Annotated in this window: 13 protein-coding genes and 1 pseudogene; all 14 read right to left on the reverse strand. The window is 39.9% G+C overall.

All coding sequences use genetic code 11. From position 1 onward, the window contains the following. Positions 1-1,944: pseudogene (locus RMZ43_RS35465) on the reverse strand (hypothetical protein); the annotation flags it as partial. A 24-nt stretch (positions 1,945-1,968) separates the two neighbouring features. Further along, the gene (locus tag RMZ43_RS35470) at positions 1,969-2,793 is read right to left on the reverse strand and encodes a phage tail protein (RefSeq protein WP_322651996.1); all 825 of its coding nucleotides are present in this window, start codon (positions 2,791-2,793) and stop codon (positions 1,969-1,971) included. A gap of 18 nt (positions 2,794-2,811) precedes the next feature. After that, positions 2,812-3,804 (reverse strand): baseplate protein J, encoded by a 993-nt coding sequence (locus RMZ43_RS35475; RefSeq protein WP_322654398.1) that lies wholly within the window; start codon positions 3,802-3,804, stop codon positions 2,812-2,814. Positions 3,805-3,807: 3 nt separating this feature from the next. Beyond that, positions 3,808-7,413: a putative baseplate assembly protein gene (locus tag RMZ43_RS35480; protein ID WP_322654397.1), complete on the reverse strand. Its 3,606-nt coding sequence runs from the start codon at positions 7,411-7,413 to the stop codon at positions 3,808-3,810. After that, the gene (locus tag RMZ43_RS35485; RefSeq protein WP_322651993.1) at positions 7,410-7,814 is read right to left on the reverse strand and encodes a GPW/gp25 family protein; all 405 of its coding nucleotides are present in this window, start codon (positions 7,812-7,814) and stop codon (positions 7,410-7,412) included. Before RMZ43_RS35485 ends, RMZ43_RS35480 begins: the two co-directional genes overlap by 4 nt. Positions 7,815-7,836: 22 nt before the next feature. Continuing rightward, positions 7,837-8,499 carry a phage baseplate assembly protein V gene (locus tag RMZ43_RS35490; RefSeq protein WP_322654396.1) on the reverse strand — a complete coding sequence of 221 codons (663 nt, stop codon included), beginning with the start codon at positions 8,497-8,499 and terminating at the stop codon, positions 7,837-7,839. Further along, positions 8,496-9,569 carry a phage late control D family protein gene (locus RMZ43_RS35495; RefSeq protein WP_322651991.1) on the reverse strand — a complete coding sequence of 358 codons (1,074 nt, stop codon included), beginning with the start codon at positions 9,567-9,569 and terminating at the stop codon, positions 8,496-8,498. Before RMZ43_RS35495 ends, RMZ43_RS35490 begins: the two co-directional genes overlap by 4 nt. A 4-nt stretch (positions 9,570-9,573) precedes the next feature. Next, complete coding sequence (locus RMZ43_RS35500) at positions 9,574-10,233, reverse strand: CIS tube protein (RefSeq protein ID WP_322651990.1); 660 nt, start codon at positions 10,231-10,233, stop codon at positions 9,574-9,576. Beyond that, positions 10,224-13,460, reverse strand: a complete 3,237-nt coding sequence (locus RMZ43_RS35505; RefSeq protein WP_322654395.1) for a hypothetical protein — start codon at positions 13,458-13,460, stop codon at positions 10,224-10,226. Before RMZ43_RS35505 ends, RMZ43_RS35500 begins: the two co-directional genes overlap by 10 nt. A gap of 10 nt (positions 13,461-13,470) precedes the next feature. After that, positions 13,471-13,983 (reverse strand): phage tail protein, encoded by a 513-nt coding sequence (locus RMZ43_RS35510; protein ID WP_322654394.1) that lies wholly within the window; start codon positions 13,981-13,983, stop codon positions 13,471-13,473. A gap of 13 nt (positions 13,984-13,996) precedes the next feature. After that, on the reverse strand, positions 13,997-14,158 hold the full coding sequence (locus tag RMZ43_RS35515; protein ID WP_322651987.1) for a DUF6760 family protein: 162 nt from the start codon (positions 14,156-14,158) through the stop codon (positions 13,997-13,999). Further along, on the reverse strand, positions 14,155-14,520 hold the full coding sequence (locus RMZ43_RS35520; RefSeq protein WP_322651986.1) for a phage tail assembly protein: 366 nt from the start codon (positions 14,518-14,520) through the stop codon (positions 14,155-14,157). The genes RMZ43_RS35515 and RMZ43_RS35520 overlap by 4 nt, the downstream gene beginning before the upstream one ends. A gap of 22 nt (positions 14,521-14,542) precedes the next feature. Then, positions 14,543-14,977, reverse strand: coding sequence for a phage tail protein (locus RMZ43_RS35525; protein ID WP_322651985.1), 435 nt, complete (start codon positions 14,975-14,977; stop codon positions 14,543-14,545). Positions 14,978-14,997: 20 nt separating this feature from the next. Continuing rightward, positions 14,998-16,236: a phage tail sheath family protein gene (locus tag RMZ43_RS35530; protein ID WP_322654393.1), complete on the reverse strand. Its 1,239-nt coding sequence runs from the start codon at positions 16,234-16,236 to the stop codon at positions 14,998-15,000. Positions 16,237-16,254: the final 18 nt, after the last annotated feature.

Here is a 16,254-nt window from a genome sequence, read left to right on the forward strand (position 1 = left end):
TTTGAGCGATTCTATCTCAGACTTGAGGGATGGAATTTCTGCTAGTTGATTTTGTATTTCTGTTAGTTGATGGGAATTTTTGAGCGATTCTATCTCAGACTTGAGGGACGGAATTTCTGCTAGTTGATTTTGAATTTCTGTTAGTTGATGGGAATTTTTGAGCGATTCTATCTCAGACTTTAGGGATGGAATTTCTGCTAGCTGATTTTGGATCTCTGTTAGTTGATGGGAATTTTTGAGCGATTCTATCTCAGACTTTAGGGATTGAATCTCGCTTTGTTGTGATTGCACATTAGTCAACAGTTTGCCTATCCAGGAATAATTAGATTGAAGGCCGACTAATACATTAATCAACTTCACATTTTCTTCTTGAGAAGATTCCCAGGCACAGCCAACAATTTGAGCAATGTTAGTAAAAGACGTAATATTATCACTCGATATTGCTATACCTACTCCATCATTTAAACTTGAAGGAACAATATAATCACCTGACTTTACAGAACCACGTACTTTTACTCGTACCTGACCCATAAATGCCACTCTTTCATATAAGTGCTGATTTTCTGAATTAGGTAGATTTCCAACAATTATCGGTTGGCTACTAATAGCCATAAGAGTTTGGGCATTTTCAGTTTTTTTAGTAATTTTACCGCCAAAAACTCCAGTAATGTCACCTTGTTCAATAACTTCATCTATTTGAAGTTTAGGCAGCCATTCGGCATAGTCACTGCCTGTACCACTCAAATTGTTAGCACGAATATCACCATTAATATGTAATTTTACTTCTGGTTTAGTTGTACCGACACCAACATTTCCATTTGCTAAAAAGACAACTTTTGTTGCTTCTTCTTCAGCCAAGCTACCTGGTGAAAAAATCAGATCGCCTTTTTCTCTTAGCTCCATTTGATTTTGAGTATTGTTAAACAAAATCCTGTGGTTATCGTCTAAACTCCTAATTTGCCCATTATCAGCAAAACATAATTCACTATTTGAGTCGAGCCGAATATTTCCACCACTAATATGCAGCTTATCATTTGGTTGGGTTGTTCCAATGCCTATGTTGTTATCATTTCTGACAAATAGAAGACTTTTACCGTCACAGTCAGTAACATTTAGTGCAGAATAATTGCTGTTCCTAGTTTCACCTGTAATTTCTAAACTTGAACCTGGACTATTATTTCCAATCCCAACTCTGCCTTTTACCAAAAGCCCATCTGGTGGAGCTTGTTGTTTTTCGCAATAATCTGCACCAATCACAACCCCGCCTTTGACATCTAATCTATTTTTGGGATTGTCTACCCCTAAGCCTAATAGTTTTTCTATATAAAGACTACCGATGAGGTTAATGCGGTGAGACGCACCAAAATGAAGCGCAGGCCAGCAACTACAATGTACACTCTTACTTGAGAAAGTAAGTTTATGTAAATCTACCTCTGGACTGATGCGAACGCCAGCATAGTAACGAACATGATTGTGATGGTGTTCTATTTTGCCACCATCACCTAAAACTAAGCAGGCTAGTGGAATGCGATCGCCTTTTTCAATCTCATCACCATCCTCTAATATCTCAATTTTAGGAGATTCGTGCCAGCGTGTCTCATCTCTTGCTCCTACTGTGGCGATATCCGATGGTTCTTGATGATAAGAAATAACAACATAAACCTTACCACATCCAAAAATTTTTAGGCTTTTCACTTGCTTGGTAGCTAAAACAATTTGTCTGCCTTGCTGGTCTACAGCAGTACCAGGAAGTACTTCTATATGATATGAGTTACACTCAGCGATAATTTCTAGACCTTCGGCAATACCAGGAGTGTGCAACAATCGATTATGTCTTCTTTGTCGGTCTATGTGATATTTCTGTTCGTCAGTGAAGTCATAATTATTTAGGAACTGACCATTAAAATAACGTAGTCTTTTTTCTGCATCATGATTGCTTGTCATTTTTGTAATCCTGATTTTGTAAGTTTAACTGTTAAATTTTCCGAGTATTAAAGTTCCAAGAATAGTATCAACTCCAACTGTGGAATATATTCCAAGTTGAATAGCAGGGATTTCAGATGCTGGGGATGCAAGTATCGTGTCTATTCCTATCGTTGATCGCACTCCAAGCTGCATTAAAGGAACTTCGATTTCAAAATCATAATCAGTGTGGGCTGGTTTTTCTTGATCAATAATTGATCTAGCTAACTTTTGTTGGCGTTTACAAGTGTTAAAATTTTCTTCACCAAAGTTAGCCAAAAAGATTTTTACTAAGAAATAGTGGGGGAAACCGCCGCCCAAAATAGTATCGATACCCACAGTAGAAATTTTGTTTACTTGTAAATGCTCATGAAATTCATATATTTCAACCACTGGACTAATATAAGTATTAAGCATTTCTTCGATCCCAGCTTTTGTTCCGCGCTTACGATACAAAGGGACTGCACTGCTAATTAAGCGACGCTTGTCCTCTTGATTCCAATCCTCGCGCAGATGCAGAGCTACCCAACTAGCTAGCCATTCTAGAAATTCGGGTGGCGATCGCTTGGAAGCAGGCAAACCAGGGCCTGGTTCAAAGTAGCGATGGATACCAGCTAAGTACATTTCTTGAGTAGTCGGATCAATAATGCCATCAAGGATTTCTTCTATACCAGGTTCATCAACGTCCCCTAAACCTGTAATAATTTTCTCAAAAGCCAGTAAGAAGCGACCAATAAAGTTAACTCCGTAGTGATCTACATCTTCCTGAAAAATGGCTGGTAAATATTGTAAATAATTACTTACTTGTGTAGGTGGGATGTTGTCTGTCATATTTTACCTAGCTTAGGATTAACTGGATGAACTAACTATATTGATCTCAAAAAATTCCTTATCTACTTTCACAGTTACTAATTCGTCTGGGTATAAAGTAACGCTCATGAGTGTGTCGCTATGCGCTCTATTTAACCGCCAAGTTTCTTGTGTATGTAATTTAACTGCTTCTACGTAATCAATTTCTGGAATGTTCTCTAATAATTGATACACTTCCGAAACGTATATATCCCGTCCAAAAGGCCAACCTTGACCATCGCTTCCTCCAGTTAGGGGATGAAAGAATTGGCAAATATCTTTAACAGCTTTTGTGCAGGCTTTGTCTGGTAATGCGTCTTCTACAAGAAATAACTTTGCTGTAATTTTTACTGGCACATATTGTGGCTCCACTATATGATGCTGTGTAGTCAATAAACGCCGCTCATCTAAAAATTTCCATAAACTTTGGCATAAAGCCTGCGTTGGCTTGGGTGTGGGGCTGTTGGTGAGATCAGGCACTACAATCAAGCTCATATTTCCGGGTGCTGGCTGTTGTCGTACTTTGGGATCAGTTAAAGTTAGGTTACGTTGGGCGATGCAGTGCGATCGCTTAACTTTACCTTGCTCACCCAAAGCTTTTGCTTCTGGTGTCTGTGGCCATTTCTGCATGGTTAAGTATTCAAAATCATCACAAGTGATTGCTCGATAGCGTTCCTCCAGATTCAAAAGTGTCTTGTGGATGGCTGCGTTTAAAGCTTTGGTTTGTTGATCTCTTTCTGAAAAATTATCTTGAAAGCTCCAATCTTGGCCGTTAAGCAGCTTAAGAAAACTGATAATATTTTGGTCTGGGACCCGGTTGATTTGATAAAGCTTCATCTCGGTCAACCAAGCCAGTAATTCAATGAGAATAATGCCTGTATCTGTGGGGTTATGATTTGTCCACTCCGGATACAAATTGGTAATCAAAGAACGAGCTTCTTCTACAAGTTCGGCGTAAGTATGGTCATCTAAATTTGGTAAAGGTAAGGTCATAATTTAGGCTTCCTCCGGCAATGGTGAAATGACAGTGATAGAATGGTTGCCACAGAAAACTAAACATCTCGCTGGGATCAATTGCTTGCTTTTAGGGTTTTCCTCAATAGATATAGTTGTGACACACTCTACGCCGTCAATCGATTCCAGCAATCTATAAAAATCAGACTTGTGTGGTTTGCGACCAAAATCCCATCCTAGTTTCTCCCAACCACCAGTAACTGGATGCAGAAAGTCTTGTAAGACTTTGACTATAGTTCCTTCAAGATTCATGCTCATTGCTAAAGATACTGGTATTATTTCTACTTTGACGCTAATGGCGATCCAATCTGGGCCGTAGGTTTGCAACTCCAAAGTAGGCGCACAGCGATCACGAATGTAATTGGCAACATTTTCCAGTAAATTCAAACTGGGGATAGGTTGAGGCTTCTGGCTATGGGGTACAACGAGCAACTCTACTACACCAATACCATTTTTCTGGGAAGGAGTAACTGCCTTGGCTTTGGCAACAGCCGGGGATGCTTCTTTGGCTAAATCTTCAAAATCCTGAGCAGTTACAGCTCTACCCCGATGCCGCAATGTTTTGGGGCCTCGTTCTTTGACAGCATTAAGTGTCTCTGCATCAGCACCACCACCCGCAGATTCATAGTTGATAACGCTGTCGATATAGGGTACTGCCGATTTAAGTTGAACAATGGTTTTTGCTGGGCAGTTACCACTTTCACCGCCACCAGCCCGGTAAGTTATCCGGATATTGTGACGACCTTGAGGCGGTATCATTCCGTTTTGATCGTCACCAAAACGCACTTCCCCAGTCAGGTGATCTAGAATATAGTGCCGATCCCATGTATCAGACACCTTAAAATTAGGTACTTGATGCCAACGCACCCAAACACCTTCTAACTCACCAGCAAAACCTAAAATCGGTGCGATCGCATTCTTCCCCTCAAGTTCAGTAATTTTGCTCTGTTCTTTAGGCGAAGGCATCTGAGGTTCCAATACTTCCAGATGCTGTCCCTCTAATACAGGTATTTTGGTAGTGCGGAAGACTTGATTTTTTTGGTTATTACTAGATCCCAAAATTTCATTTTCGATTGTAATGACTTGAGTAGCCCAAGTCGTATTGAGTAGCAGGTGTCGCACAGATGTTGGTAAGCTTGGTTGCTCCTGTTTTCTGTAAGCACGTAACCAATAAAGGCTGCGACCAAATTCTGTACAAGGCTGAATATCTTGCAAACCCGTGAATGTAATTAAGCCCTTTCGAGTAAAAGCATGAGTTTCGTCCTGAAATTGCAGAGGAATCCAACCTGAAAAACTAGAATATTCCCAACTGATGGGATCTGGTTTTTTAGTGAGATTTTGGGGATTGGAGGATTTTTCTGCTTGGTAAAGTAATGGCTCTAAGCCTACATAGAGTCTAATAGCTCGGTTAGAGAAAGGTTGGTCAAATCCTAAGTAGAGGGTTGGTTGTTTATCTGCCGTAAGGGTAAAGGGTTCAAAATCAGAAGAATCTAGTTGGTTTGCTGTGGCTGTACAATCAATATATGTGTAGTCATTGTAAGTTTGACAGGCAGACACAGCACTACTGCGTTCATATTCATAATTTAGGGTTAGGGATGCAATTGATGGTGGGCTTGAAGCTAAGTTACTGCCAAGAACTACACTTGCGCCAATCGCGTGATCGTGGGTGAGGGCTGCACGGAGAATAAATTTACTTTCGGCTAAAATAATGCTTTCAATCTCTGCGTCTTCTTGGTTATTACCACTAAAAGCAATTTGAATGCGATCGCCAGGCAAGAAACCCCGAACACTATTGACTTTTATTATTTTTTTCTGGTTTGGATCGGTTTCTTGACTATTTTCACTTAATGTAGTAATTGTAAATTGTTGATCGAGAGCTATTCCCGTACCGTAACTACCTTTAATAATCCGAGCGCGTATCCAATAATTGCTTTGTCCATTGACTATTTGTAAAGCAACTTTAGAAGGTAAGGTAAATTCAATTTTGCCACTTTTAGTAAAAGCTTGAGTTGTATCAATAAAGCCAGAGTTACTACTAGAATTATGAGGTGCTGAGTTGCCTACTGGTTGCCAAACACGACCATTCCAAACTTCCCATACAATCTCTAAGTCTGCTGTAGGATTAATAGGTAACGGTGAAAATTCACTAAGTTTGACATTTAAAGTCACCTTACCTCCTGGGTTAGCAAATGCTTTTTGGCTAGCTAGGTATAAAGTGTCATTAAAGACTGGTTGTGTACCGAAAGGATAAAAATCTTTACTTAGGTCAAGTGCGAAAAAGTTAATAAAACCAAAATCAGGAGCTAAGTCATTGTGCTGGATGTTTACCTTAACACTGATATGGTTAATCTTTGGTAATTGATCATTTGGTAGTAAAGAAGTATTGAGCCGAGCCTCTAGCCATGCAGCTTTCACTCCGTTAATAGTTCGCTCTGTTGGGATTGGAAAGTTTGTGAACGAGACTTGCCACTGGTTATTTTCTGTGATTAAGGAGGTAACTAAGTTACTAATGTCACCTTCAGAGTTAATGGCTAAATGAGCTAATCGGATATATATCTCAGGCTGATAATTACTGGCTTCTGCTTCTGGAAAGACTGAGATCAAGGGGTTTTTTTCACCGTAAGAAATAGCAATAAATACTATTTGGTTAGTATATTTATTTAAATTTAAAGTCTCTATGCTTAATAATTCAATTTTTCTACCTTGAGCATCTATAGCAGTTCCAGGGAGTACCTCTGTTTTTTTTGTATCAAAATTAAATTTAATAACTAATCCCTGAATAATATTGTTGCTATCCCAGTAGTACCAAGATATTGGCATTCGTGACAGTTGATCTGTATTAGATGAAGAAATTAACAGAGTAATAGTTTTTTTATCAGGTAATAAAAATAACTCGTCATTTGCTAAATAGAGGCTGTGAACAATGGAGCGATCTCCACTGAAAGCAGGAAAGCTTTGCTCTGCCAAACCTTGAGCTGCTTGTGTATAGTCACCGTAACGATCGCTCAAGGGATCACGCACAAATACAGTTGTCAACTGGGAAGGGGTGACAACTAAATCTTGATCGGTTTCAAAAATAATTTCTTCTAGTTGGCTTTCAGTGGGTGGGGCAATCACTTGAGTTTGAGCAGGAACGAAAGCATCAAGAGGGCTACCAACCGCTAAGTTGAAAGTTAATGGTACTCTGGCTGGCTGGGGTGGTTGGATTTGAATACCAATTAAGTCTAAAAAAGTTAAGAAATTCTTTTCTGGTACTTTATTGAGGCGAGCGATCGCCAATTGGGTCATGCGCGCAAAGATCCGGATTAATGCTGCTCCAGCATCATGATTTTCAGATGCTTGCCAATGTTTTACTTTTACTAAATTAAGTCCTTGTATTTGACTGATTTGCTTGGCTAAATCATTTTTTATATAAGTCCCAGCAGTAATTATCTCATCCGTATCAGGGATAGTAATATCTTGATTGAGAATACGACCATTGAGTGCTTCAAATGTTGGTCTTACTTCACTTGTAAAAGCTTGAACTAAAGCTTCTGTCTGTGCAACAATCTCGTCATAATTGCGCTTATCAATCTCCGGAACTTTCATACGCCCTGATATTCTAAATAAAATGGATAGACCATGTTGAATTCATTGTTAGTAGCACGCACCCGATAGTCGATGGAGATCAGCAATATGTAAGCTTTATCGGAATCAGGAAAGGCATTTACATTAATTAGATCAATCCGAGGTTCCCACTTAATTAAGGACTCAGTTACCTTACTAGCAACTCTAGTTGCTGTACCGGCACTATTAACTGCGAAAACAAAATTGTGGATACCGCACCCAAAGTCTGGACGCATCACCCGTTCTCCAGGCGCAGTTTCTATAATCATCCTGATCGCCTTACGGATATTTTGTTCGTAATAGGCCATTGTGATTTTCCCCTTCTCATTTAATTGTACGGGAAACTCCCAACCTACACCCAAAAAATTTGTATTAAAGTTCATAAAATTTCCTTTCAATAGCTTGCTAATTGATTCTCACCAAACCTCCGTTGATCTTCAATTCGGGGCCTGCTTTTAGGCTCATATCTTGCCTAGCTTTAATATCTACACCTTTTGTAGAGTTAATTTCGATCCCGCTTCCGGAAAGAGTTAGTTTACCATTAAGTGACTCAATAGTAATATCTGCGTTAGCAGTAATAGTAATAGAGTTGTTAGCAGTATTAATAACAATAGTATTTTTACCTGAGCCATCAATAATTTCAATTTTCTCTTGACCCTTACTATCATCTAGGCGGATGATGTGACCGCTACGCGACTTGATTGTGCGCTTGTTATTTTGACCATCGTTATTGTTCTCTGGTTGTTTATCTTTACCGTTCCATAGTCCCCCCAAAATGTATGGAAATTCTGCCAGTCCATGTTCAAAGGCAACTAATACCTCATCTTCGACTTCCGGCAAAAAGTAAAGCCCTCGATTATTACCAGCCATTGGAGTAAGCACTCTAGCCCAATGACTATCAACACCGATATTTTTCTGCTCATCCCATAACCAAGGAAAACGAACCTTTATCCGCCCTAAGCCTTCGGGATCTTGATTATTAGTGACAACACCTACAGTTACACCGTAAAAATGATTATCTTGATCATCAGAATGTAAAAGACTTGCTAGTAGACTAACATCAATCATGTTGCATTTCTCCTAACAGTAAAGCGGGTACGATAGCCTTTTTTTGGTGAACAGGTATGAGTAGTTGAGGTGATATAGTAATTACCACTAAAGCGTTGACCAATGCCTTGAATTTTTAGAACTTTACCAGCTCGTAAATCCGTGCGACCAATGGCAAGTCCCTCACCAGTGATATATTCCAGTGCCATGTCTTTTAAATATCCCAAAGCAATTTGATCAGCCTCTGCTTTGCTGAATATAGGTCGCTTAACGCTAGAGTTGATAGCAGAACCAAAGCTTTGATTAGCATCCGTAGGGCCAGTAGTAGAACCACCCATAGTTGTACCCTCATTTCCCGCCTTAGCTAAACCAACAATCTCTGATTTTTCCTTGGGATTCCAGCCGCGCACTTTGATCTGCCCGACTTCGGGCAATGTAGTTAGGCGAGGATAAAACTCCATTAAGTCTGTATTGAGGTCTAGCGTTAACACAGGACTATCAGCATTTTTATGAGGTCGAAAATAAAGAGTCTTGTCTTCTACAACTACCTCATAGCCTATACGTTGAGCGCGCTCCTGCAAAAATTCCCAATGGGTTTGGTTGTGCTGTAAGACATAATCTAGCTTAACTTGTGTATCTTCAGGTTTGGGGATTAACTTTACTGCGTTGGCGATTTTACTTGCAATTTCACTGTCTTTCATCTGAAGAAAAGTTTGGGAATATCGTCCGCGTAGTAAACGATGACGGCGATCATAACCACGAACTATGACGCTAGGTGCCTCATTCACCTCAAACTCTGGTTCTAGACTAGTAATTTCACCATTAAATAGTTTTTTAAGGTGATTTATATAACCCATCTGGATTTCGACTTCGTTACCCATTTTAAACCAACGTTTATCGTCCGACCAAGTAACTTGATGCTTTTGTATATCCCAGTTAGTAAGTTTGAGGCTAAACATACTGGGTGCTTCTATATCTTCATGGACAATCACAGTCATTAAATCAGTTGATATCTCGGTGGGGATAGGAGTGCCATTTATAAACACACGAAAATCGGGCACTATTGTTTGCTTGTCACCTAAATTCGCCATATTTTTAGATGTCACCTCCCAAGGAAGAGCCAGGACGTAAAGCAGGAATAGCCAGTACTGTGCCTGGTTTTAAGTAGGTAGGGTTATCAATATTGTTTGTTTGGGCGATCGCACGCCAGAGGGATGGATCTTCATATTCTTCATAAGCAATATTGCTTATTCTTTCTTTGTCTTTGATAATTCGCGTCTTAGCTACGTCTGGCGATTGCTTATTTGTTAATTTAGCGTCTTCATTATCTGAGCGCCATTGTTTAAAAGAACATGTAAGGTAAGCGCGTACAGGCGTACCGTTATCCAGAAACAAGGTAAAGCGTTGGTTTAATTGCTCTAGCACCCATTGAAAGTTATTAAAGTCAAACATTCCCCACATCAATTTGCATAAAGGTGGTCGGTGTAATGAGCCATGTTTCTCTATGGTTGTGAGATCAAAAATTTTATTAGTGTGTGTACGAACATCGGTCTTTGCCTCATAGGTGTCACACAATAGGTTAATGGTTAATTGTGCTGGTTCACCATGAGTAAATTGAGATTCTGGTACATCTGATTCATCAGTAGGAGCTAATCGCCAATTGGCTGTTTTGTCAATAGTGATTTCATTGGGATTAAACAAAACAGTAATTTCTGCTCCAATTTCGGGAATAATTTTCAATTTTTCTAAGGCCATTGCCTTCCTCCTCGTCGTTCGCTTTCTATGGCAAGTTGCCGCATCACCTTTCGCATCACCCGATCCGCTAGATCATCTATATCGATAACACTCTCACGATCAGCTTCTCTGCTTGTGGTTGAATTATTTTGATTATCAGTATGAGATTGAGTGTCGTTCATTTTTGATGAATTGCTGAGTATGTTGGCACTTTCCTGAGCGCGATTGATAAATGAATTATGAGTTCCAGACATGACTGAGTTATTCGTTGGTTGTAATTTCACTCTTGAGTGAGTAAAAGTTGATGAATGAGAGACAACTAAGGGCATAATCCCAGAAATAGGCGGTTTTTTCCTCCTTATTTCCTTCACTAAAGGTCGTACAGATGAGCGTTGTATTTTCTGGCTATTTTCATTCGTTAGAAAAATAATTTTTTGTAAGGGTGTAAGGCTTTGCACCCTTGCAACATAGTCTGTTCTATTGAAAATTGCTGTCATAGGTGTTGTCGATATTTGAGAGTTGGTGTCTGCCTGCCCAGAAAAACCGGAGGATTTGCTTTTGGAAGCAGTAATTGGTTTTACAAGTTGCAAATCTTGTTGTGTAAAATTGGATCTAGTTTGTCTGGCGGATACGCCTTTAGCCAAATATGATGTGATCGGCTTTTGTTGGTGTTCGTTAGCTTGTAATCTGTTGATTACCTCAAATTTAGAAGAGTTTATGGAAGAGGATTTGTCAGTGGCTTGCACTTTTGAATCAGTAGGGTGACGCAAAATCTGGGGCGATCTCTGCACATCAATCCTCGGCTCTAATTGAGTTTGATTGTTATATCTACTACGTTGACTTTGGACTAACTTAGCTAACAGTGTTTGACTCTTAGTTAGTTGCTGCCTTTGTGTCTGCATAGTACGTACTAGTTGAGAACCAATTATACTTGATTGGACTAGGGGGCGTTGGAGTCGTCGTTGTAGTTGTTGTTCTGATGAATGTACTTGATGATTAGGGGTAGAGTTGGATGCTGATATTTGTGCTGTTTTTTCTTTCGCATTCATAGGAATGCTACTAGAAACAAGCTCACTATTTTGAGTCACCATTGATGATGGTAATAAGGTTTTTTGTTGATAAATAAATTGCTTTATCGTGTGAGTTGGAATTGTAGTAGTTGTACCATTTCCCTTTGATTTGACTACAGATACAGATGGTAGATTAGCACGGATACCTATCTTTAAAAACTTTTCATGTGTAAATTGATGCTTTGCTTTTGCTTGAACAATAGTTAGTTTGTTAGCCTCCGAACTTTGTAAGGTAGCTGATTCACTCGGCTTGCTTTTCTGGTTAATATGATGTACTTGTTGAGGAAGGAAAGTTTCAGCAGTAGAATTAGATATGTCCACTAACTCAGGTGAGTTAACGCCAGAATCAAAGTCCAGTAAACGTCGTATCTCATCATTATACTTTTTCTGTACTTGTGAATCTTGTTTATGAGGCTGATGCTGGGCTAATTGTGTGAGTGACGGTAAGCGATCGCTCAAGCGTTGGATGCGTGATTGAACAACACGAGATGCTTTAAAGTTGAGTACTCCTGATTGGACAATTGGACGAAGGAGTTTGCTTTGTAGTTGGTTTTCTAAATCGAGTTTTGATGTTATCTGTGCAGTGTTCGTAGCAATTCCACTGTTTTTGGTTACGGATGGTAACAGTGATAAGGCGTTTTTTTGTGGATCTTGTCCTAAATTTTGAATTGGTCTATTAGTTGCGATTTTAGCTTTGGGGAATAAGATGTTTTGTTTTGAGTTATGTTTGCTAAATTGCTCAACATTGGTAGTATTTTGATGTCTTCTTTTAACTGGGACAATGGTTGTTTTGGCTATCTTTGTATTTTGGTAAACATCTGAAGTACTAACCTTACTAGCTTGTTGGTCTGGGACAATAGTCTTGGCGATGGCTTGAGAATCCGCAGATACGGTTAATTCAGGCAAATCTTTACTGGAAATAAAGTTTGGCAACCTGTGTATCTCATCATTAGACTTTTTCTGTACTTGTGAATCTTGTTTATGAGGCTGATGCTGGGTTAATTGTGTTAATAACGGTAAGCGACCACTCAAACGTTGTATTTGTGATTGGACAGTACGGGCTAGTTGAATAGAAGCTAGCCTTGGTTGTAATAGCGGACGTTGAAGCCGTTTGTATACTTGAGTGTTTATATCTAATAAATGTGGCTGGGAATTAGTGATAGACCTATCGCCTAATGTGTGTACTATTTGCTGTCCTGAAATTAGAATTGGTCTGCTAGTTGCGATCTGATCTTTAGGTAATAAGATATTTTGTTTTGGGTTATTTGTGTTAAATTGAGCAGCATTAGCATTGGCAATGGCTTGAGAATCCGCAGATAAGGTTAATTCAGGCAAATCATTGCTGGAGTCAAAATCTGGCAAACGCTGTATCTTATTATTGGACTTTTTCTGTACTTGTAAATTTTTTTGATGAGGCTGATATTGGGTTAATTGTGTTAGTAACGGTAAGCAATTGCTTAAGCGTTGTATTCGTGATTGAACAGTCCGAGCTAGTTGAATAGAAGCTAGCCTTGGTTGTAATAGCGGACGTTGAAATCGTTGGTATAGTTGAGCATTTATGTTTAATACATGTGATGGGGAACTAGCAATAGACCTATCGCCTAATGTGTGTACTATTTGCTGTCCTGAAATTAGAGTTTGTCTACTAGTTGCAATCGCATCTTTGGGTAATGAGATGTTTTGTTTTGAGTTATTTGTGCTAAACGTATCATCTCGATCTACATCTACAGATGATAAAGGTTGGCTATGGTAGCCAACTTGATGCTTTGCCTGAACAGGTAAAGCAAATTTAGTAACTCCCCAATTGTGATCTTTTTCAGGATTATTACCGTAGCTAACTTGATCTGTAATCGAAGTATTGACAGGGTATTGGGAATCGAACGCAGCAGCTATATCAGGCGATTCATAGTTAGAATCAAAATCTGGTAGGCGTAGTATATGGTCGTTGGGGCTGAGTTGGAACTGAAAATACCCAATATTATTAATCAAAGGATGTATCAATTTTGCTAGCAATGGTAAACGATTACTTACTCGTTGCGTCCGGGATTGGATAGCACGAGCAAGTTGATTACCAGTTACACCAAATTGCACTAGCGGACGGCGAAGCCGCTTAATGAGTTGTGGTTCTAGAGTATCCTGCCAATTTTGATTGTGAGTAGATGGGTAGTTAGTTTCCATAAACCATTTACTAAAGCGATCGCGTTACAATTCCAGCTATTCCTCGCACAGTAGACGTAGCACTGCTTGCTGTTGGTTTGACTATGCCTTGGTGAACCAGTTCTACTGTCTCGAAAGCAACAGTAGCACTGTCTGACTTAAATTCCGGGCCACTCCACTTAACCGGATAAGCTTGCCGGAAATCCCACCACATTGCTGGTAATCCTCGTTGATCGAGCAAATAAATTGTGCCGTTTCTCCGTTTAATGATGCCTTTTGCCACATCTTGATACCATCTCCATAAAGCTTCAATGTCTGTCAGACCACGTTTCAAAACTAGGTTTTCGGAATAAACTGTTCTACCAGGTAACTTATGGGTAAAATTATTTTCTCCGCCTTCTTTATATTCTTCGACTTCAATCTGACTCTGTAGACCACTGACCTCAGTAAATCCACCAACTATCAATCCATTAATCTCGACAGAAAAATTAAAGGCAGCATACGGATCAATAGTAATACCTAGCGCACCAATGCCTATTGCCATAGTTAAGACTCCTCTATGTGATTGAGTTGTTGATCTGCTGATTAATCTTGGCAATCTCGCTCACCCAATTTTGTCGTTCTGGGTGTTCCAAGGACATAATTTGCTCATAGCCCCAGTGGAAGTGATAGGCAATATAAGCTATCTCCGCAGATAATTTATCCGCAGGATAGCTCATGACTCCCCCAGGCTGGCTGTTTCTACCTCAAATTCACCTTTGCAATGAGGACATTGCACTAGCAACCGACTATTACCATTTTGGTTGATCCGCAAATAGAAGTCCTGCAAGAAGGCAAAGTCAGCAGCAAATAAGTTCTCAATGACCTTGGTATTAATTTGCTCTAAATTACCCAGTTTGGTAATCACTCGTGCTAGCAAAATGATGACGAGATAACCAGGATTTGTCTGCACTTTGTAATCTTTTAATGGCTCAACCTCGTCGTAGGCAGTGGCTAATCGCATCATGCCTTCACGGTGGAGGTTGCCCTCCAAGTCTATATAACCCTGCGGCAGGGTGAAAGGAAACTCTGTTTGCAACATTATGCCTCCTAGTTCTTAATATCTAGGCTTTTTCTATACCCTCATGAGCAATTTCCAGGGTTTCAATTGCCACTTCGTTACTAGTAGCATTAAATGTTGCTCCCGTCCATTTCGTTGGCCAGCCAGCTTTGAACTTCCACTTTAATTTTGATGCGCCTGTATCATCTAATAAAGAAATAGTGCCATCGACACGCTCAACTTTACCTGTGACTGCTTTTGTTAACCAATCCCAAAGTGATGTGTCATCTGTAATTCCATATTTCAAGCTGATATTGGAATATTTAACCAGACCTGGTAATTTCCTTACTGTTAGAGTTTTTTCATTACCTTCTCTATATTCAATCGGGTCTTGGCTAGAATCTAGACCGGAGCATTCTTGAAATCCAGCACGTTTACCACCAATCTCCAATTCAAAGTTATATACCTTATATGGATCTTTACGATCGCCAGCTGCCATAATTTAATCTCCTGAATTTATTAACCAAATTTGGGAACTTCAGTAATGCTGATCCCTGTTTTGCCGTGGAAGATAGTAACAACGATGAATTCGCTAGGTAAGATGGGAGCAATACCAATCTCTGTAACTACTTGTCCTGCGTCTCTTACTTGCGGTGGGTTAGTTTGTTCATCGCATTTCACATAAAAAGCTTCCTCTGCTGTGCTACCTTTAAGTGCTCCTTGTTGAAACAGTTCATTAAAATAAGTAGACAGTTCTCGTCCAATCCGATTCCATAAAATCGCATCGTTCGGTTCAAATACGACACTCAGCATATTCCACTCGATCCAACGGATAATCGTGAGGAACAGCCGTCGCACGTTGATATATGTCCAGTCTGGGTCATGGCTGAGGGTACGAGCGCCCCAAACCAGAATCCCTCGACCAGGAAAGTTACGTAAACAGTTAATACCTTCTATATTCAGTGCCCCCTGCTGGTTGTTTGTCAGGTTAACTTGCAATTCTAGAACATCGTTGACAATTGCATTTGCTGGTGCTTTGTGGACACCGATATTTTGGTCAGTGCGGGCATAAACACCTGCAATATGACCGCAGGGCGGTACAAGGAGGCTTTTGAGGTAAGAATCATCTTGAACTCGAATCCAAGGATAGTAGAGGGCTGCATTATGTTCTTGGAGTCTTTCTCCGTGATGAAGTACTTGTTGTGCATTGGCATTAGGTAGAGAATTGAGAATGGCAAAGCGATCGCCCAAACGATTGCAATGCTCTAAAACCGCAGACTGCATGGTTAATACAATCTCAAGGTCTGGGGGTAAATTCTCTGATATTGGCAATTGCTCAATCTCTGGCGCACATGGATCATTTGTCCAGTTTCCTGGTGGTAGCGATCGCATAATATCTGGCACACAAACTAAGTCGATGGTGTAAAGTAGTTCGATTGCCTCCAACCCTGCAAGTAGGGCTGCGGAGGGTGAGATATTCTCTTGAAGAGGAACGACATAGCATAAACTCCCACCGTTTTGAAAAAAGCCACGTACAGCATAAGGCAGGTAGCTATTATGTGCTGGCTTACCAAAGTACCGTTCAAATTGGGCCCAGACAGTTAGAGTTTGGGGTTTGTTAAATTTTTTATTGCTGTGATTATCTTCAGGAACTTTTGTGGTGTAACCCAAAAATACAGGCACCCCTGTTTGCAGTTTTTGTTCTGGTGGTTGAACACGCTCTTTATAATAAACGCCAGGACTTTGATGTTTAAGCATTTTCTACTACTTGATACA

Source organism: Nostoc sp. CmiVER01 (assembly GCF_034531135.2).
In the GTDB taxonomy this organism is placed as follows: domain Bacteria; phylum Cyanobacteriota; class Cyanobacteriia; order Cyanobacteriales; family Nostocaceae; genus Nostoc.